This window comes from Pseudomonas sp. NPDC089401 (assembly GCF_044749485.1).
GTDB lineage: Bacteria > Pseudomonadota > Gammaproteobacteria > Pseudomonadales > Pseudomonadaceae > Aquipseudomonas.
The window spans coordinates 295,165-313,124 of sequence record NZ_JBIVIA010000003.1 but is presented as its reverse complement, the minus strand read 5'-3'; the positions used below and the strand labels follow the sequence as shown (position 1 = coordinate 313,124).

Below are 17,960 nucleotides of genomic sequence, written 5' to 3'. Positions count from 1 at the left end.
TCAGCTCACCTTGGCCGTGTGGGTGATGCGGGGGTCGAGGTAGGGGTAGAGCAGGTCGACGATCAGGTTCACCACCACGAAGGCGGCGGCCGATACCGCGACGACCGCCAGCACCACCGGGATGTCCTGGCGCAGCACGGCCTCCTGGGCCAGGCGGCCGACGCCGTTGCGCGAGAAGATGGTTTCCACCAGTACCGCGCCGGACACCGTGTTGCCGACCTGCAGGCCGACCAGGGTCAGCAGCGGCAGGGCTGCGTTACGCAAGCCGTGGCGCGCCTGCACCTGGGCCCGGCTCAGGCCTTTGGCGAGGGCGGTGGTGATGTAGGGTTCCTGCCACACGCCCTGGAAGCCGCGTTGCAGCACCTGTGCGTAAACTGCGGCGCTGGGGATCGCCAGGGTGATCGCCGGCAGCACCAGGCTGGCCAGGCCCTGGCTGCCGGTGGCCGGGAACCAGCCGAGGGCGAAGGCGAACACCTGGATCAGCAACAGGCCCATCCAGAACACCGGCACCGAGAAGCCCAGCGACGGCAGGCGCGCCAAGGCCGTTTTCAGAGGTCGCCATTGCAGGTAGGCGCTCAGGTACGCCAGGCCGACACCGGCCAGCAGCGACAGGCCGATGGCGGCGCCGGCCAGGGCCAGCGTCTGTGGCAGGCGTTCGGCCAGCAGCGCGGCGACCGGCCGGCCCAGCGACAGCGACTGCCCGAAGTCGCCGTGCAGGGCGCGCCAGAGCAAGTCGAAATACTGTTCCAACAGGCCCTTGTCCAGCCCGTAATAGGCGCGGGCCTTGGCCAGGTCCTCGGGCGACAGGCCGTCGGCTTCCATGCCCGAGGCGCTGAGCATGATCGCCAGGGTGTCGCCGGGCAGCAGGTAGAGGATGAAGTAGGTGATGGTGTAGGCACCCCACAGCACCAGCAGTGCCTGGCCAAGACGGCCGATGAGGTAGCGCTTCATGGCTGTTCGACCTGGATGTCGCTGAGCAGGGCGAAGCCTTCGGCGGTCCAGCGGAAGTCCTTGACCCGCGCGGCGGTGGCAGCCTGCCAGACGCGCTCGTACAGCGGGAATGCCGAGGCTTCGTCGACCAGCAGGTCCTGCAGCTGGCCGTAAGCCTGGGCCCGCTGCGGGTCGGCAGTGGCGGTGATGCCGCTGTCGAACAGCGCCTGGGCCTTGGCCAGGGTCTGTGGCTCGTAGGTGTTGGTGGCCACTGTCGCGCTGTTGGCCGCGCGCGGGTCGAGGATGGTCTGCAGGATGATCGGGTCGGCGCGGGTCATGTAGGTGGAGGTCAGGTCGTAGTTGCCTGACGCGTTGCCGGCCACCCATTCGGCGCGGGTCAGCACGTTGAGCTTGAGGTCGATGCCGACCTTGCGCAGTTGGTCCTGCACCAGCACGTCACCGGCGCTTTCGGCCGGGGTGAGGTTGTAGCGCAGGGTCAGGCGCTGGCCGTTCTTGTGCCGGTAGCCGTCCTCGCCCTTGTGCCAGCCGGCGGCGTCGAGCAGTTGCTCGGCACCCTTGGGGTCGTAGGCGAGCTTGCCGGCCTGGGGCTTGAAGAACGGCGTGGTGACGTCGTACACGCCGCTCACCACCGGGAACTCGGCGTTGTACACGGTATGCGCGTAGCTGCTGCGGTCGATGGCCTTCTGCAGTGCCAGGCGCACCTGGCGGTCAGCCAGCAGGCGGTCGTTGCGGGTGTTGGGGTAGAGGTTCAGCGCCGGGCCCGGCAGCGAGCGGCTCTGCAGGGTCGCACCCTTGGACTGGAACAGCTTGAGGTCGACTTCCGAGAACGGGTTGCGCGGCCACAGGATGTCGGCCTTGCCTTGCAGGAACAGGCCGTTGCGCACGCTTTCCTCGGGGATGTAGCTGATGTCCACGGCATCCAGGTGCGCCGGGCCCTGGTTGCGCACGTTGGCCGACGGCCAGGCGTAGTCGGCACGCTTGACCAGGCGGGCGCCGACTTCGGGGGTGTAGTGTTCGAGGATGAACGGGCCGGTGCCGATGATCTTGCCCAGCGAACGCTCCTGGGCGCTCAATCGGTAGCTGGCCGGTGCCAGGATGGCCAGGTTGGTGGTCGATGTGGCCTGGAGGAAGCCGGCATTGGGTTTGGCCAGGACCAGGCGCACGGTGAAGTCGTCGAGTACCTCGGCGTGGTCGTAGCCGGCGAGGTAGGTGGCGCCGAAGGTGGCCGGCAGCTGCGTGGCGAAGGCCTTGTTGCTGTCGAACGCGGTTTTCACGGCGTGGGCGTCGAAGCGCTCGCCGTTGCTGAAGGTGACGTCCTGGCGCAGGTGGAAGGTGTAGGTCAGGGCATCGGCGCTGACCTCCCAGCTTTTCGCCAGCCAGGGGATGATGCGGCCGCTGTCCGGGTCCTGGTCGGTCAACGATTCGGCGACATTGCGCAGCAGCACGCGGTGCTCCAGCCAGTAGACCTGGAAGGGGTCGACGCTGACCAGGGTGGTGTTGTCGCCCCAGAAGGCGATGTTCAGGGTCTTGCTGGCCGAGGTGTTGTCGGCCGGTGAGCAGGCGGTGAGGGCCAGGGCCAGGGAGCCGATGGCGAACAGGCGGTGCAGTGGGGGCATGGGGAGGGTCCTTCAATGAAATGGAGTTACCTGTACCGGCCTCTTCGCGGGTAAACCCGCTCCCACAGGGATTTCGCAACCCTCAGGGCCGACGCCATACCTGTGGGAGCGGGTTTACCCGTGAAGAGGCCGGTACTGACGACAGTTGCTTGCCGCTCAGTCCTGGTAATCACGCCCCTCGCGATCCAGTTGCCGGATCAACGCATCCCAATGCCGCTGGATGCCTTCCCCCTTGCCATCGGAAAAGCGCTTGGACTGCTCATGCACCTTGGCAATCGCCGCCGGCGATGCCTGCAGCAGCTGGTCATTGCCCCCGGCCTGGGCGGCCACCTGGATGTTGCAGGCACGCTCCAGGCCATGCAGTTCGCGGAACGCGTGCTCGACACTGACCCCACCGGTGAGCAGGCCATGGTTGCGCAGGATGAGGATGTTGCTGTCGCCCAGGTTGGCCACCAGCCGCTGTTGTTCGTCCAGGTCCAGGGCCACACCTTCGTAGTCGTGGTAGACCACCCGGCTGTAGTAGGCCAGGGCATGCTGGGAGATCGGCAGCAGCCCGTCGCGCTGGGCCGACACCGCCGCGCCGTCGCGGGTGTGGGTGTGCAGCACCGCCTTGAGGTCATGCCTGGCGCGGTGGATGGCGCTGTGGATCACATAGCCGGCCTGGTTGATGCCGAGCCCCAGCGGGTCGTCGATGATCGTGCCGTCGACATCGACCTTGACCAGGTTGGACGCTGTGATTTCATCGAACAGCAGGCCGAAGGCGTTGATCAGGAAATGCTCGTCCGGACCCGGCACGCGGGCCGAGAAGTGCGTGTAGATGTGGTCGGTCCAGCGGAACAGGGCGGCCAGGCGGTAGGCGGCGGCCAGCTTGACCCGCACCTCCCACTCTTCGGCGCTGACCCGGTCGCGTACATTGTGGGGCTGGGTGGTGACGGCAGGCAGTGAACTCATGGTGTGCTCTCCGGTAATCAGTAGCCGCGCGCGGTGTCGACCAGGTTGGCCAGGGGCGCCTGCTCGCGGTAGCGGTGGAAGTTGGCGATGAAGGCTTCGAGGAAGGCCGGGTAGCCGTCCTCGGAAATGGCCGAGGTGTGCGGTGACAGGAACACCCGCGGGTGGTGATACAGCGGGTGGCCGGCGGGCAGTGGTTCGGGGTCGGTGACATCCAGGCTGGCGCGGCCGATCAGGCCGCTGTCCAGGGCCTCCAGCAGGGCGTTCTGGTCGAGCAGGCCACCGCGGGCGATGTTGATCAGGTGCAGGCCGGGGCGGGCATGGGCCAGCACCTGGCGATCGACCAGGCCACGGGTGGCGGCGGTGAGCGGTGCGGCCAGGACCAGGTGATCGCTGCCGGCGAACAGCTGTTGCAGGTCCTCGGCGCGCTCTACCCCCGGCACCTCGGCGATGGCCTGGCCCGGGCGGCTCAGGGCCAGCACGCGCATGCCCAGGGCCACGGCCTTGCGCGCCAGGTTCTGGCCAATGCTGCCGAAACCGAGGATGCCCAGGGTGCGGCCACGCAGCGGTGCCAGCGGGGTCAGGCGCCACTCGGCATCCTTGACCCACAGCCCTGGCAGCTGCTTGGCGGCGGCGAACACCAGGGCCAGGGCGAATTCGGCCACTTGCTCGGCATTGGCGCCCTTGCCGCTGGTAACCGGTGCGCCGTGGAACACCCAGTCGGGGTAGAAGTCGATGCCCGAAGACACCAACTGCACCCACTTCAGGCCCCAGGGCCAGCCCGGTGGCGGGGTGTCGACGCGCTGCCCGCGCACGTTGATCGGGCGCAGGATGAACACATCGGCGGGGGCGCTGAGGGCCAACTGGCCGGGTGCGATGTCGATGACCTCATGGTCTGGCAGGTGTTCGCGCAGGTGCTGATTGGCCTGGGCATCGAGCTGGCTGGCGATGATCGAGTGGCTCATGCCCGCACCTCCACCAGCGCAGCACGGCCAACCTGGCCGAACACCACGTCGTCCTGCGGGGTGTGGATGCGGCTGCAGAGCACGTCGCGGTAGTGCCGCTCCAGCGGGTTGCGCCGGGACAGCCCAGGATTGCCGGCGGCCTCGATGGCCAGCTCGACAGCCTGGATGGCATTGGCGCTGACCAGGTGCTTGAGCTGCCCGGCATGCTGCGCGGCTACCTGCCCGGTGGCGGCGGCGTCGAGCAGGCTCTGGTTGGCGAACAGCAGGGTATCGATGCGGCCCAGCACGTCCTGGAAGCGCGCCAGGCTGGCCAGCGGCGCGCCCAGGTTGGAGGGCGTGCGCTGTTGCAGGAAGCCCACCAGCCAGTCGCGGGCGGCACGGGCCACGCCGTCGTACACCGCTGGCAGCAACACGGCCATCCACAGCAGGCTCTCGCCATCGAGTTCGGCCTTGGGCGCGCTGGCGGGGCTGACGCTGACGGCATGGTCGAGGGGGATGAGCACGTCATCGAAGCGCACTTCGTGGCTGCAGGTGGCGCGCATGCCCAGGTGGTCCCAGTCGTCGACGATGGTGATGCCTGGCGTGTCGCGGTGCACCAGGAAACCGCCGACCAGCGGGTCGGCGTCGTCGCTGCGGCCCCACACCAGGTACCAGCTCAGGCCGTGGCTGCCGGTGGAGTAGATCTTGCGCCCGCTCAGGCGCCAGCCCTCGGCCGTGCGCCGGGCCACGGTGGCGGGCAGGCCGCCGCGGGCCGGGGTGCCGAGTTCGGGTTCGACGCGCAAGGCGTTGATCAGCGCACCGTGCTGCACGGCATCGCGGGCCACGCGCTGGCGCAGGTGCTCAGGCCAGCGCGCCTCGTCCTGCAGGCGGAAATGCTGCAGGTATTGCATCACCAGGATCAGCGCGGTGGCTGGGTCGCCCTTGCCGACCGCGGCAATTACCCGGCGGGCGTCGGCGAGGTTGGCGCCGCCGCCACCGAGCGTGCGGGGGACGGTGAAGGCGAGCAGGCCGTGGCGTTGCAGCAGGTCGAAGTTGTCCTGGGGGAACTGGGCGCTGCGGTCATAGCGTTCGGCATTGGCCGCGAGGGCCTGGGTCAGCTCGGCGAGGGCGCTGTCGGAGGGGTGACTCATGGGGTTTCATCCCTGAATGACGGTGAGTTGCCTAAGACCGTATTCGTATGGATGAAGGCTGTAAAAGTCTTTTTGGTTCTATGCTAATTATTTGTTTTAAGAATTTAGTGTTTTAGGTGTTATGCGTAAATTGCATTTAGTGGTTGAGTGGTGGTGGGGCGCGGGTGTACGTCTTGGTGTTTTTGGCGCCTGGGAGATCGAGCGCCGCCCGCGCGGCGCTTCGCGGGTAAACCCGCTCCCACATTTGTTGCAACGTGGCCATGTCTGTGAGGCCATGGTTGTCAGCCTTGTTGGCATGACTGGATATTGCGGTGGGCATTGATGCCGCCCCACATGCCTCAAGACTTGCGCCAAGGCAGGCGACCATGGCCTGACAGGTTCGGCACGTTGCAACAAATGTGGGAGCGGGTTTACCCGCGAAGCGCCGCGCGGGCGGCGCTCGATCTCACAGGCGCCAAACATCTCACGACAAACCCCAGCAGCCTCAACCCATCTCAACCTCAACTCAACTCAACTCAACTCAACTCAACTCAACCCATCTCAACCCCACCCACCTCAACCCAGCAACCGATGCCCCGCCACCTCCCCAAACAGCTCCACCGGCTCCTGCAAATTGCCCAGGTAACGCGGATGGAACAGCCACAAGTCCACCTGCGGCTTGAAGTCGCTGACATTGAGCACATCCAGGGCATCGCGATGGCGGCTGGCCTGCAGCAGCGGCTCAGGCACCAGCCCCAGGCCCTGGCCGTTGGCGACCAGCCCCAGTTGCAACTCGGTGCCGAAGGTCTCCAGGTTGATCGACAGGCTCAGCCCCTGTTCGCTCAGCGCCCGTTGCAGGCCGGCACGGAAGCCGCAGCCGTCGGGGTTGAGCACCCAGCCACGGGGGTAGCAGTCCTTGAGCTTGTAACTGCGCTTGGCGGCGCTGCCTTTGGCCGCCACCACCTTCAGTGGCATGCGCGCGATCGACTGGCTGGCGATGCCTTCGGGGAAGATCTTGCCTGGCGGGAACAGCGCGGCGGCGGCATCCAGCTCGCCGTTCTCCATGCGTGCGATCAGGCTGCTGCCCCAGCCGCTGCTGACCTGGGTGCGCAATTGCGGGTAGGCTTCGCGGATCTGCGCCAGGGCATCGAGCAGCACCACGTCGCCCAGGGTCTGCGGCACGCCCAGGCGCAGGGTGCCGGAAGGTGCGCCATCGTTGGCCACCAGTTCGCGCAGCGAATCGATCTCGCGCAGGATCGCCTTGCACTGCTCGTACACCCGCAGGCCCATGGGCGTGGGTTTGAGCGGTTTGGTGTTGCGGTCGAGCAGCGTCGCGCCGAGGGCTTCCTCGAAGTTCTGCACCCGGCGGGTAATGGCCGGTTGGGTCAGTTGCAGGGCTTCGGCGGCGAGGTTGGTGGACTGGCAACGAATGACCGCGACGAAGGCGTCCATGTCATCGATTTTCATGATCGGCGCTCACAAGGTCGGACGAAAAAATAAGGCATTAGCATAATCCGACTGACGCGTAATGCCATCTGGTCGCGAGAATAAAACTAAAAATGCATATTAGGTTATTCCTAAAATCAATTTAATTTATTTGATAATTGTCGCTAGAGTGCGCCAGGCACGGGCTGCATGAGGCTGCCCGCCCAGACACCGAGGAACGTCATGTCCATCCGATCGAAGCTGCTGACGCTGGTCGCGGCGCTGCTGTTGGCCGGCCAGGCCAGCGCCGCCGAGCGCCTGACCCTGCGCATCGGCGACCAGAAGGGCAACATGCGCGCCCAGCTCGAAGCCGCCGACGCCTTGCGCGACCTGCCCTACGACATCCACTGGGCCGAATTCCCCGCGGCTGCGCCGCTGGCCGAGGCGCTCAATGCCGGGGCGATCGATGCCGGCATCATCGGCGATGCGCCGCTGCTGTTCGTGCTGGCCTCCGGGGCGCCGGTCAAGGCCATCGCCGTGGACAAGTCCGACCCCTATGGCACGGCGTTGCTGGTGCGCCCTGACGCGCCGCTGCACAGCGCGGCCGAACTGAAGGGCAAGCGCATCGCCACCGGCCGCGGTTCGATCGGCCATCACCTGGCGCTCAAGGCGCTGGACCAGGCCGGCTTGAGCGAGAAGGACGTGGAGTTCCGTTTCCTCGGGCCGGTCGACGCCAAGATCGCCCTGGCCAACGGATCGGTGGACGCCTGGTCGACCTGGGAGCCCTACACCGCGTTGGCCGAGTTGAGCGGGCAGGGCCGGGTGCTGGTCAATGGCCGTGGTCTGTCCAGCGGCAACAGCTTCCTCGCCGCCACCGACAAGGCCCTGGGCGAGTCCGCGCGGCGCGCGGCATTGCAGGACTACCTCAACCGCCTGGCCGGGGCACAGGTGTGGGCCAACCAGCACCTGGACAGCTACTCGAAAACCCTGGCGGCGATCATCGGCTTCCCCGAGGATGCCGCCCGCCTGCAGTTCGAACGCCGGCAACTGCGCTGGCAGGTGATCGACCCGCAGACCGTGGCCGAGCAGCAGGACACCGCCGATTTCTACCACGCCCATGGCTTGATGAGTCAGCGCCTCGACGTGGCACCGACCTTCGCCAGCGGCTTCAGCCTTCCCGACGTTCCGTATCAGCCGTTGGCAGACTCACGGCGATAGGCATAGGTTTCGGCAAAGCGTGACAGCATATAGGCGCTGCACGACACCGGCGGGTACTTGGCCGGGTTGCCTGGGCCGGAACAGTTGGGCAGGCAGCGGATTTCGGTGTCCGGGTGCGGCTCGGCGAAGAACGGCATCGAGTAGCGGTCCACCCCGAGCGGGCTGATCACCCGGTGCGGCGTCGAGGTGTAACGGTCGTTGCTCCAGCGCGCCATCATGTCGCCGATGTTGACCACGTAGGTGCCTTCGATGGGGGGCGCGTCGATCCACTGGCCATCACGGCTGCGCACCTGCAGGCCACCGGCGTTGTCCTGGTAGAGCAGGGTGATGCAGCCATAGTCGGTATGCGCCCCGGCGCCTTGCTGGTCGGTGCTGCTCGCGGCCTGGCGCGGCGGGTAGTGGATCATGCGCAATACGCTGATCGGGTCGGTGAAGCGCTGGTCGAAAAAGTCCTGCTCGATTTCAAGCGCCTCGGCCATGGCCCGCAGCAGGGTCAGGGAGAGCCCGTGCATGTCCTCATAGTGCTCTTGCAGCAGCGCTTCCCAGCCCTCGATGGCAGGGTGGCGGTTGGGGCCGCGCAGCGGTTTGCCCGCGAGCACCTCGGGGTGCTCGGCACTCATGTGCAACCCCATGTCGAAGGTTTCCTTGAGATCGCTCGGGCGGCTCGGGTCGAGCTGCTCGGTGGCGATGGCGCCGTAGCCACGATGGTGGGTGCTCTGGGTGATGTCGATGCGCAGCTTCTCGGCGGCCGGGCGGGCGAAGAAGTCCTCGGCGGCGGCCTTGAGCTGGGCGATGCGTGCAGGGGTGATCGGGTGATTCCTGATGTAGTAGAAGCCCCATTCTCGGCAGGCAGCGTCGATCTGCCGGGCCACGGCCTGGCGGGCGGCAGGGTCGTGCTGGTACAGCGGGGCGATGTCGATGATCGGCAGGGTGTTCATCACGGCTCCAGAATGCGGATGGGTACAATTTCTAAAGGCTGGCGCAGTCCCTGTGGGAGCGGGTTCACCCGCGAACACCGGCGAAGCCGGTGCCATCCACGGTGTTGCCTGCTTCGCGGCGGTTCGACGCCTCGATTAACCCGCTCCCACAGGGGCGGCGCTTGATCAAGAAGTCTCTATTTGGGCAGTTGCGCGGTGATGCCCTTGACGTAGTAGTTCATGCCCGCCAGTTCGGCGTTGCTGGCCACGGCCCCCTCGGCGATCTTGACGGCCCCGGCCTGGTCGAGAATCGGCCCGGTGAACGGGTGGAACGAACCGTCCTTGATGCTCGCGATGATCTGCTCGGCACCGCTTTTCACCTCCGCCGGCACCAGGTCGCTGATCGGCAGCTCGATGGTCCCCTCCGCCAGCCCGCCCCAGTATTCCTGCGACTTCCAGGTGCCGTCGATGACCGCCTGGGTGCTCTTGATGTAGTGCGGCCCCCAGTTGTTGACGATCGAGGTCAGCACTGCCTTGGGCCCGAAGTGAGCCATGTCCGAGGCGTAGCCCACGGCATAGATGCCACGGCGCTCGGCGGCCTGGATCGGCGCCGGGCTGTCGGTGTGCTGGAACAGCACGTCGACACCCTGGTCGATCAGGGCGTTGGCGGCGTCGGCTTCCTTGCCCGGGTCGAACCAGGAATTGACCCACACCACCTTGATCTCGGTGCCGGGGTTGTACTTGTCCAGCGCCAGCTGGATGGCGTTGATGTCGCGCAGCACCTCCGGGATCGGGAAGGAGGCGACGTAGCCGATCTTCTTGCTCTTGGTCATCTTCGCCGCGAGGTAGCCACCGACGTAGCGGCCCTCGTAGGACGTCGCCAGGTAGGTGGCTAGATTCTTGTCCTGCTTGTAGCCGGTGGCGTGCTCGAAGGTGACCTTGGGAAACTGCCTGGCCACTTTGGCGGTGGGGTTCATGTAGCCGAAGGAAGTGGCGAACACCAGGTCGTAGCCGCCCTTGGCCATGTTGCGGATGACCCGCTCGGCGTCGGCGCCTTCGGGCACGTTCTCGACGAAGCTGGTCTGCACCTTGTCGCCGAACTGCTTGATCAGTGCCTGGCGGCCCTGCTCGTGCTGGTAGGTCCAGCCGTGGTCGCCGACCGGGCCGATGTAGACGAAGCCGACTTTCAACGGCTCGGCGGCAAAGGCGGACAGCGCGGCGCCGAGGCCGATGGCGGCGGCAAGGGTACGTAGCAGGTTGCGGTTTTTCTTGTGCTGCATCGAGGGTTCACTCCTGTGGGTCTTGTGTCTTTTATCGAGGTAAGGCATCAGCGCCCGGCACGCCACGGCTGGCCGAGAGATACCGGGGCGTACAAGCGGGTCTTGATGGCATCGCGCGACAGCACCACCAGCACCAGGATCGTCGCCACGTAGGGCAGCATCGCCAGCAGGTTGGCCGGCACGCTCACGCCGATGCCCTGGGCCACCAGGTGCAGGATGCTGGCCAGGCCGAACAGGTAGGCGCCGAGCAGCACGCGGCGTACCCGCCAGCTGGCGAACACCACCAGGGCCAGGGCGATCCAGCCGCGCCCGGCGGTCATGTTCTCGGCCCACATCGGCGTGTAGGCCAGCGACAGGTAGGCACCGGCGAGGCCGGCCATGGCGCCGCCGAACAGCACCGCCAGGGTGCGCACGCGCAGCACCGGCAAGCCCATGGCGCTGGCGGCGTCGGGGTTCTCGCCGACGGCCTGGAGGACCAGCCCGGCGCGGCTTTTCAGCAGCAGCCAGGCGACCAGCCCGAACAGGGCGAACGACAGGTACACCAGCACATCCTGGTTGAACAGCATGTGGCCGAGGATCGGCAGGTCGGCCAGCAGCGGGATCGCCAGCGGCTCGAAGCCGGTCAGCGGCTTGCCGACCCAGGCCGTGCCGATGAACGAGGACAGGCCCACGCCGAAGATGGTCAGGGCCAGGCCGCTGGCCACCTGGTTGGCCTGGCAGCCCAGCGCCAGCAGGGCGAACAGCGCCGACAACAGCATGCCGGCCAGGCACGCCAGCAACACACCCAGCCACAGATTGCCGGTGGCATAGGCGGCGATGAAGCCGGCCACCGCGCCGAACAGCATCATGCCTTCCTGGCCGAGGTTGAGTACGCCACTCTTTTCGCACACCAGTTCGCCCAGGGCGACCAGCAGCAGCGGGGTGCCACAGCGCACCATGGCATAGAGGATGTTGCCGAGCAGATCGAGATCCATGGTCGAAGTCCCAAGGTGAAAGAGGCGTGGAGGTTCACGCACTGGCCGTTTCGGCCAGCGGCAGGCGGCGGCGCCAACGCAGGTTCAGGCGTGGCCGATAAAGGATCAGCACGTCACACGCCAGCAGGTAGAACAGCATCATTCCCTGGAACAGCCCGGTCAGGGACTGCGGCAGGTTGAGGCTCATCTGCGCGTTCTCGCCGCCCAGGTACAGCAGCGCCATCAACAGCCCGGCCGCGAGGATACCGAAGGGGTTGAGGCGCCCGAGAAAGGCCACGGTGATCGCCGCGTAGCCATAGCCCGGGGACACCTGTGGCACCAGTTGGCCGATCGGCCCGCTGACTTCACAAACCCCGGCCAGCCCTGCCAGGCCACCGCTGATCAGCAGCGCCAGCCAGACCAGGCGCTTTTCGCGAAAGCCGACGAAGCCGGCGGCGCGTGAGTCGAGGCCGAGCACCTTGACCTGAAAGCCGAGGAAGCTCTTGTGCAGCAGCACCCACACCGTTACCAGCGCCAGCAGCGCGAAGCACAGGCCGATGTGCAGGCGGCCGTCCTCGAACAGGGCGGGCAGGCGGCTGGCATCGCCGAACATCGCCGACTGCGGGAAGCTGAAGCCTTGCGGGTCCTTGAGCGGGCCGTGCACGCCATACAGCAGCAGGTTCAGGGCGATGTAGTTGAGCATGATGGTGGTGAGGATTTCGTTGGCGTTGAAGTGCGTGCGCAGCCACGCCGCCAGCGCGCCCCACAAGGCGCCGGCAACGGTGCCGGCCAGCAGCACCCAGAGCAGCGCCCAGCGGCTGTCCCAGTCGAGCAGCTGCAGCGCCATCGCGCTGCCGGCCAGGGCACCGATCAGCAACTGGCCCTCGGCGCCGATGTTCCAGATGCGTGCCTGGTAAGCCACCGCCAGGCCAAAGGCGCAGAGCAGGATCGGCAAGGCCTTGAGCAGCAGTTCGGACAGGCCGTAGAGGTCGCTGACCGGTTCGATCAACAGGGTGTGCAAGGTCAGCAGCGGGTCATGCCCCAAGGCACTGAACAGGGCCGCGCCGCTGAGCAGGGTCAGCAGGCCGGCCAGCAGTGGGGACAGCAGGCGCATGGCGCGCGACTGATGGGGGCGGGGTTCGAGCGATAGCAACATGGCAGGCTCTCGTCAGGCGGCGTCTTGGGGGAAGGCGAACTGGCCGGCCATCCAGCCGCCGACCTCCGCGGGAAGGGTCTGGGCGGTGGCCTTGAGCGGCGACAGGCGCCCGCCACAGAGGGCGCCGATGCGGTCGCTGATCTGCAACAGCTCGTCGAGGTCTTCGGAAATCACCAGGATCGCCGCGCCGGCATCGCGCAGGGCGATCAGCGCCCGGTGGATCGCCGCGGCGGCGCCGACATCCACGCCCCAGGTCGGGTGGGCGGCGACCAGCAGCCTGGGCGCCTGGAGGATCTCGCGGCCGAGGATGAACTTCTGCAGGTTGCCGCCGGACAGGCTGCGCGCCGTGGCCTGGGCGTCCGGGGCCTTGACCGCGAAGCGCTGGATGATCTGCTCGGCCAGGGCCTGGACCTTGCCGGCGCGGATCAGGCCGTGGCCGACCAGGCCTTGCTGGAAGGCGGTGAGCAGCGTGTTGTCGGCCAGGCTCATGTCCGGCACCGCGCCGTGGCCCAGGCGTTCGGCCGGGACGAAGGCCAGGCCCAGGGCACGGCGGGCGTCGGGATGGAGGTGGGCGATGGGCTGGTTGTCGAGGGTGATGCGTTCACGCTCGCTGGCGGGCAGGCGGGTTTCGCCGCTGAGCAGGGCCAGCAGCTCGTCCTGGCCATTGCCGGCGACCCCGGCGATGCCGACGATCTCGCCGCTGCGCACCTCCAGGCGCAGGTGCGCGAACGAGCTGCCGAACGGCTCGCGGTTGTGCCAGCTCAGGTCGTCCACCCGCAGCCGCGGCAGGCCGCCGAGGCGTTTCGGGTAGCTGGCCTGCAGCCCTTCGGCATCGCCGACCATCAGCCGCGCCAGCTCCAGGTCGCTGCAGCGCGCCGGCTGGCAATCGCCGGACACCCGGCCGCCGCGCAGCACCGTGGCGCTGTGGCAGAGGGCGCGCACCTCGTTGAGCTTGTGGCTGATGAACAGGATGCTGCAGCCCTCGGCGGCCAGGGTGCGCAGGGTGACGAACAGTTCATCGACCTCCTGCGGCGTCAGCACCGAGGTCGGCTCGTCGAGGATCAGCAGCTTGATGTCCTGCATCAGGCACCGGACGATCTCCACCCGCTGGCGCTCGCCGATCGACAGGCTGTGCACCAGGCGCTGCGGTTCCAGGCCCATGCCGTAGCGCTGCGAGACCTCGCGGATGCGCGGTGCCAGCTGCTGCGGCGTGCCGCCGTCGCGGCCCAGGGCCAGGGCGATGTTCTGCGCCACGGTGAGGGTCTCGAACAGCGAGAAGTGCTGGAACACCATGCCGATCCCCAGCCTGCGGGCCTGGGCCGGGTCGCGCACCTGCAGCGCCTGGCCCTCCCAGAGCAGTTGGCCGCTGTCCGGGGCGGTGACGCCGTAGATGATCTTCATCAGGGTGCTCTTGCCTGCACCGTTCTCGCCAAGCAGCGCACGGATTTCGCCGGGCGCGATGCGCAGGTCGACGCGGTCGTTGGCCAGCGTGCCCGGGTAGCGCTTGCTGATGGCGCGCAGTTCCAGGCGCAGGGGCGTGGGGGATTCGGACATGGGGCTGCTCGGGTGTGTTGAGGTTGAGCAGATGCAAAGCAAAAACATGGCCAGGTGGTCAGATTATTCTAAAAGGGCCGTGGTAAAGGGGCTGGCGCGTTATGGCTGGCGAAGAGGGCGCTGCGCGTTGCCAGGCTTTGGTGCAGGGTAGACACCAAGGTGGTGCGAGTGTCGATGGCACATCGCACTGAAACGGTGGGAGCGGGTTTACCCGCGATCAAGACACCACGGTGCATGGCACGGGCTTCGCCCGTGTTCGCGGCGGTTCGACGCCTCGACAAGCCCGCTCCCACAGGGATTCGCGCCAGCTTTTAGAAATTGAGCAAGACAGTTGCTTCCACAAGGGTTGCCGTTGGGCTCAACCCATGGCTAGTTCGTGGGCAGGAGGATCACGAAGTTCTTTTTCATGTCTTCCAGCACGGTCCATTTGCCCTTGGCACCCGGTTCGATAATGAAGGTGTCGCCAGCGGCGAGCGTGACGGGGGCGCAACCCTCGAGCTCGATGACGCAGCGTCCGCTCAGGACATGGCAGAACTCCCAGACCTTGTAGTCGATGCGCCACGCGCCGGTGCTGGCTTGCCATTCTCCGGAAATGCGACCTTGCTGTTCGTCGTGATAGTGCTTGGACGTCAGCGTATGAGGATCGCCTTCCACGACTTCTTCAAAAAAGGGCAGGTCGCGCACCGGTTGGATATCCAGTTCGCGGAACACGGTCAGTTTCTTGTTCATGGTTTTTTCTCGAGCACGTTGTGGTTCGGGCGGTGCATCAAATAGGCGTCACCGGTGACGCCCAGCATCGGGTGCGCAACGATCCGGCAGGTTTTGACGATCTTGAAACCGTGACGTTCGTAGAAGCGGCGTGCGCCGTGGTTTTCTGCATAATCGATCAGGCATAGCCCATCCAGGCCAGCGTCCTCCGCGCGCTGCTGGGCGTGGCGCAGAAACCGGGCGCCCAGCCCCTGGCTGCGCCAGGCCTCATCCAGGGCCAGGCTGGAGATGTACAAGGTATCGGGTATCTCCATGTCGGCATAAGGCGCGAGGACCGGGTCTGTCTCGGCAGGTCGGTCAGGGGTCTCGTGCAGGGCATAGCTATGCATCATGCCGATGACGCGCCCTTCGAACGTGGCCATCAGGCAGTTCTTGTAGGAAAAGTCGCCCTGTTCCCTGGCATAGCGAGAGGCACCGACACTCAGCAATGCTTCGCCAGGGGCGGCAAGCTTGCTCCAGATGTAATCGGCCATGCCCTCCGAGGTCAGTTGAAAGAAGCGCGCGATATCGTGCGCGTCCGAGGCTTCAGCGGGTCTGAAGTCGATAGGCATGTACAGTGCTCCCATGGGATCGGCGGGTTGGTTTTCAGGGATTGCGCCTTTGGCAGGGTGGCAGGGTAGGCGGTTTGAACGCTTGCCATCGTGCTGTGGGCGACCCCGCCAGCACGGCGTGCGACGCCACGCACATTCTGTGGGGAGCGGGTTCATCGAGGCGTTGAACCGCCGCGAAGCAGGCGCCGCGATGGATGGCACCGGCTTCGCCGGTGTTCGCGGGTGAACCCGCTCCCACAAGGACTGGTCTGTGAGCCGCAGTGCCTTGCTGTCGCAGCCTAGCGGCCCATCAGTGGCCCAGGTGCCCACCTTCCTTGGCAACGGCCGGGTCTGCGGAATCCCCGGCAAGGTAGACATTGACCCGCTGCATCATACCGTTGTCCTCGTGGTCGAGGATGTGGCAATGCAGCACGTACCCGCCGATGTAGCGCTCGTAGCGGGTGCGGGTGTACACCTTGTAGCCCTGCTTGACGAACAGCGTGTCTTTCCACACCCCTTTCAGGTCGACGTACTGCGGGTCGCCTTTCTCCCATTGCAGCCGTTTCTCACGCGGGTAGCTGGGGTTGGTCACGTCCAGGCAGCCGTCGTTCTTCGCCGCCTCGGCCTTGTCCTCTGCGGAATCCGCGTCGCTGATGTTCTTGCAGATGCGGCTGACCATGAACGGGTTCACGTGGATGTGGAACGGGTGGTTGATCAAGGATTTCGAACCCGGGATCTCATTGTGTGCCTCCAGTACCCATTCTTCGGCCGTGCCGAGCTTCAGGTTGCGGGCGGGCATGTCCGTGTCGCCAAAGGACTTGCCGTCGATCATGAAGGTGCTCTTGTCCTTGTCCTTGGGGTCGACGCCGATGGCAAAGGCCAGGTGCTGGCGCTGCTTCAGCAGTTCGCCATCGGCCACCGGTTGGTGCTTGACGAAGTGGCTGAAGGCAATGCTGTCCTGTTGCAGGTCGCTGACCACGGCGGCGCTGATATCCTCGGGCAAGCGCTTGGCTGCGGCCACCAGGGTCTGGCGGATGACCTCCTTGGCGTCCTGGCTGGCGTTGGCGGCACCCGCCTTGACCTCGACAAAGCCCAGCAGCTCGCTGGGCATCTGCAGGCTCTGCTTGTTGGCATTGATCGAGGCGGACGAGAGGGTTTTCTTGTCGATCACGCAGTACTGCCCGGCGCTGGGGAATACGGTGAGGAATTCGCTACGGTAGCCCGGTTGCAGCACGTTGCTCCTGATCGGCGTCAGGTGCGTCTGGGTCAGGCCATCCGCGGCGTACTGCCATTGGACCTGCGCCGCACTGGACTCGACCTTGGCGTGATCGTCCAGCCCTTCACAGTTTTCCTGGACCCACAGGGACTCGGCGCCGGGTTTGTCCGGGAAGGGAGCGGCGTCGGCCTTGACCTTGTAGAACTGCAGGTCGACGGTATCGCGGATACCGGCATGCACGACGCGCCAGCGTTCTACCTGCCCGGCCACCGCATCGTCGAAGCGCGGTTGCACCTTGCCGTTGAGGGTGGTGTAGCGATTGGACTGGTCCCAGCTGCCGGGCGACAGGTCCTCGAGGTTGTTGATCACACCGATGTCGCCTTCATCGCAGGCCCAGCCGACGACCTGCTTGTCATTGCCCTCACCGATGCTGACCGTCTTGATCTTGCCGGCCTTGTCACGGCAGGCGTACTGGATCTGCTGCAGCACCACCACCCGCTCCGGGAGCTTTTCGCCCGCTGCGGTCTTGAGAATGGTGTCGAGATCGCCGGTCTTGTCCTTCGCCGGCACGCGATTGCCTTCGATGACCAGCGCGCCGCCCATGCCACCGGACACCTGGATGGCGGTAGAGCCGTGGGTGTGCGGGTGGTACCAGAACAGGCCGGAGGGGTGATCGAGGGGCAGGTTGTACTCGTACTGGAACTTGACCCCGGGCTTGATGCTCAGCAGCACGTTGTCGCTGTTGCCCGCCGGTGAAACCCAGAGGCCATGGCTGTGCAGGTTGGTGACGTCGAGCACCGGGTTGTCGCCTTTGCAGTGCTGCGGAAATTTGGCCTGGTCGCAGACCAGCTGGTTATCGACGTTCATGCGCACGGTGTCGCCGGGGTGCACGCGAAGGGTGGGGGGAAGCAGTTCGCCGTTGTAAGTGCGCACCTGCAGGTGGTCCATTCGGCCGGACATCGCGTTGCGCACCAGGGTCTTGTCCGGGTCCGAGAAGGTAAGTTTCAGGTCGATTTCGGTCTCGTTGCCGAGTACATCCACGTAGGGTTGGCTGGTCTTGGCCGCTTGCTGTACGCCCGGCTGCGCCTGGCCCGGTGTTGCCTGGACGCGGTAATGGGTGCGTTCGCCGGTGAGTTCGACAGGGTTGCCGACCTCCGGGATGCGCGCCTCATCCAGGGCAAGGGCCAAGGCCGTTGGTGGGCTGAGCAGAGTGAGGGTCAAAGCGCCTGACATGACGCCTGCAAGACGTAGCCGGCCCGCGCGGGCCTCCTTGTTGATACTGATCATCCTGATACCTTCCATGTGAACGTGCCGGCGGCGGGATCGCGTCAGGCTCCGTCGCTGTGGAAATGTA

15 protein-coding genes are annotated in these 17,960 nt (G+C 66.1%); 1 reads left to right on the top strand and 14 read right to left on the bottom strand.

Annotated elements, in window-relative coordinates:
• The 6 genes from ACIP21_RS08850 to ACIP21_RS08825 form a co-directional block, all read right to left on the bottom strand.
• Window positions 1-951 carry an ABC transporter permease gene (locus tag ACIP21_RS08850; protein ID WP_400686494.1) on the bottom strand — a complete coding sequence of 317 codons (951 nt, stop codon included), beginning with the start codon at window positions 949-951 and terminating at the stop codon, window positions 1-3.
• Complete coding sequence (locus ACIP21_RS08845; protein WP_400686492.1) at window positions 948-2,567, bottom strand: ABC transporter substrate-binding protein; 1,620 nt, start codon at window positions 2,565-2,567, stop codon at window positions 948-950. The genes ACIP21_RS08850 and ACIP21_RS08845 overlap by 4 nt, the downstream gene beginning before the upstream one ends.
• 156 nt (window positions 2,568-2,723) lie before the next feature.
• Window positions 2,724-3,518, bottom strand: coding sequence for a class II aldolase/adducin family protein (locus ACIP21_RS08840; protein ID WP_400686490.1), 795 nt, complete (start codon window positions 3,516-3,518; stop codon window positions 2,724-2,726).
• A 17-nt stretch (window positions 3,519-3,535) separates the two neighbouring features.
• On the bottom strand, window positions 3,536-4,480 hold the full coding sequence (locus ACIP21_RS08835; RefSeq protein ID WP_400686488.1) for a D-isomer specific 2-hydroxyacid dehydrogenase family protein: 945 nt from the start codon (window positions 4,478-4,480) through the stop codon (window positions 3,536-3,538).
• Complete coding sequence (locus tag ACIP21_RS08830; RefSeq protein WP_400686486.1) at window positions 4,477-5,610, bottom strand: acyl-CoA dehydrogenase family protein; 1,134 nt, start codon at window positions 5,608-5,610, stop codon at window positions 4,477-4,479. Before ACIP21_RS08830 ends, ACIP21_RS08835 begins: the two co-directional genes overlap by 4 nt.
• 555 nt (window positions 5,611-6,165) lie before the next feature.
• Window positions 6,166-7,056, bottom strand: a complete 891-nt coding sequence (locus ACIP21_RS08825) for a LysR family transcriptional regulator (protein WP_400686484.1) — start codon at window positions 7,054-7,056, stop codon at window positions 6,166-6,168.
• Between the two features lie 201 nt (window positions 7,057-7,257).
• On the opposite strand from ACIP21_RS08825, the gene ACIP21_RS08820 reads away from it, so the two are divergent.
• Complete coding sequence (locus ACIP21_RS08820; protein ID WP_400686482.1) at window positions 7,258-8,232, top strand: ABC transporter substrate-binding protein; 975 nt, start codon at window positions 7,258-7,260, stop codon at window positions 8,230-8,232.
• Here ACIP21_RS08820 and ACIP21_RS08815 read toward each other — a convergent pair.
• The 8 genes from ACIP21_RS08815 to ACIP21_RS08780 form a co-directional block, all read right to left on the bottom strand.
• Window positions 8,205-9,170: an isopenicillin N synthase family dioxygenase gene (locus ACIP21_RS08815; RefSeq protein ID WP_400686481.1), complete on the bottom strand. Its 966-nt coding sequence runs from the start codon at window positions 9,168-9,170 to the stop codon at window positions 8,205-8,207. The two genes, ACIP21_RS08820 and ACIP21_RS08815, sit on opposite strands and share 28 nt — an antisense overlap.
• A gap of 176 nt (window positions 9,171-9,346) precedes the next feature.
• Window positions 9,347-10,429 (bottom strand): BMP family ABC transporter substrate-binding protein, encoded by a 1,083-nt coding sequence (locus ACIP21_RS08810; protein WP_400686479.1) that lies wholly within the window; start codon window positions 10,427-10,429, stop codon window positions 9,347-9,349.
• A 47-nt stretch (window positions 10,430-10,476) separates the two neighbouring features.
• Window positions 10,477-11,403, bottom strand: coding sequence for an ABC transporter permease (locus ACIP21_RS08805; protein WP_400686478.1), 927 nt, complete (start codon window positions 11,401-11,403; stop codon window positions 10,477-10,479).
• A gap of 34 nt (window positions 11,404-11,437) precedes the next feature.
• Window positions 11,438-12,538, bottom strand: a complete 1,101-nt coding sequence (locus ACIP21_RS08800; protein ID WP_400686476.1) for an ABC transporter permease — start codon at window positions 12,536-12,538, stop codon at window positions 11,438-11,440.
• A 12-nt stretch (window positions 12,539-12,550) separates the two neighbouring features.
• A complete protein-coding gene (locus ACIP21_RS08795) occupies window positions 12,551-14,092 on the bottom strand; it encodes an ABC transporter ATP-binding protein (protein ID WP_400686475.1) in 1,542 nt (513 codons plus the stop codon).
• A gap of 369 nt (window positions 14,093-14,461) precedes the next feature.
• A complete protein-coding gene (locus ACIP21_RS08790; protein WP_400686473.1) occupies window positions 14,462-14,821 on the bottom strand; it encodes a cupin domain-containing protein in 360 nt (119 codons plus the stop codon).
• Window positions 14,818-15,411, bottom strand: coding sequence for a GNAT family N-acetyltransferase (locus ACIP21_RS08785; protein WP_400686471.1), 594 nt, complete (start codon window positions 15,409-15,411; stop codon window positions 14,818-14,820). Before ACIP21_RS08785 ends, ACIP21_RS08790 begins: the two co-directional genes overlap by 4 nt.
• Window positions 15,412-15,700: 289 nt before the next feature.
• Window positions 15,701-17,827, bottom strand: coding sequence for a multicopper oxidase family protein (locus tag ACIP21_RS08780; protein WP_400686469.1), 2,127 nt, complete (start codon window positions 17,825-17,827; stop codon window positions 15,701-15,703).
• Between the last annotated feature and the right edge of the window lie 133 nt (window positions 17,828-17,960).

Excerpts from the sequence above, each read along its gene's own strand:
- ACIP21_RS08850 (WP_400686494.1), bottom strand. The coding sequence starts at position 951 with ATGAAGCGCTACCTCATCGGCCGTCTTGGCCAGGCACTGCTGGTGCTG.
- ACIP21_RS08845 (WP_400686492.1), bottom strand. The coding sequence starts at position 2,567 with ATGCCCCCACTGCACCGCCTGTTCGCCATCGGCTCCCTGGCCCTGGCC.
- ACIP21_RS08840 (WP_400686490.1), bottom strand. The coding sequence starts at position 3,518 with ATGAGTTCACTGCCTGCCGTCACCACCCAGCCCCACAATGTACGCGAC.
- ACIP21_RS08835 (WP_400686488.1), bottom strand. The coding sequence starts at position 4,480 with ATGAGCCACTCGATCATCGCCAGCCAGCTCGATGCCCAGGCCAATCAG.
- ACIP21_RS08830 (WP_400686486.1), bottom strand. The coding sequence starts at position 5,610 with ATGAGTCACCCCTCCGACAGCGCCCTCGCCGAGCTGACCCAGGCCCTC.
- ACIP21_RS08825 (WP_400686484.1), bottom strand. The coding sequence starts at position 7,056 with ATGAAAATCGATGACATGGACGCCTTCGTCGCGGTCATTCGTTGCCAG.
- ACIP21_RS08820 (WP_400686482.1), top strand. The coding sequence starts at position 7,258 with ATGTCCATCCGATCGAAGCTGCTGACGCTGGTCGCGGCGCTGCTGTTG.
- ACIP21_RS08815 (WP_400686481.1), bottom strand. The coding sequence starts at position 9,170 with ATGAACACCCTGCCGATCATCGACATCGCCCCGCTGTACCAGCACGAC.
- ACIP21_RS08810 (WP_400686479.1), bottom strand. The coding sequence starts at position 10,429 with ATGCAGCACAAGAAAAACCGCAACCTGCTACGTACCCTTGCCGCCGCC.
- ACIP21_RS08805 (WP_400686478.1), bottom strand. The coding sequence starts at position 11,403 with ATGGATCTCGATCTGCTCGGCAACATCCTCTATGCCATGGTGCGCTGT.
- ACIP21_RS08800 (WP_400686476.1), bottom strand. The coding sequence starts at position 12,538 with ATGTTGCTATCGCTCGAACCCCGCCCCCATCAGTCGCGCGCCATGCGC.
- ACIP21_RS08795 (WP_400686475.1), bottom strand. The coding sequence starts at position 14,092 with ATGTCCGAATCCCCCACGCCCCTGCGCCTGGAACTGCGCGCCATCAGC.
- ACIP21_RS08790 (WP_400686473.1), bottom strand. The coding sequence starts at position 14,821 with ATGAACAAGAAACTGACCGTGTTCCGCGAACTGGATATCCAACCGGTG.
- ACIP21_RS08785 (WP_400686471.1), bottom strand. The coding sequence starts at position 15,411 with ATGCCTATCGACTTCAGACCCGCTGAAGCCTCGGACGCGCACGATATC.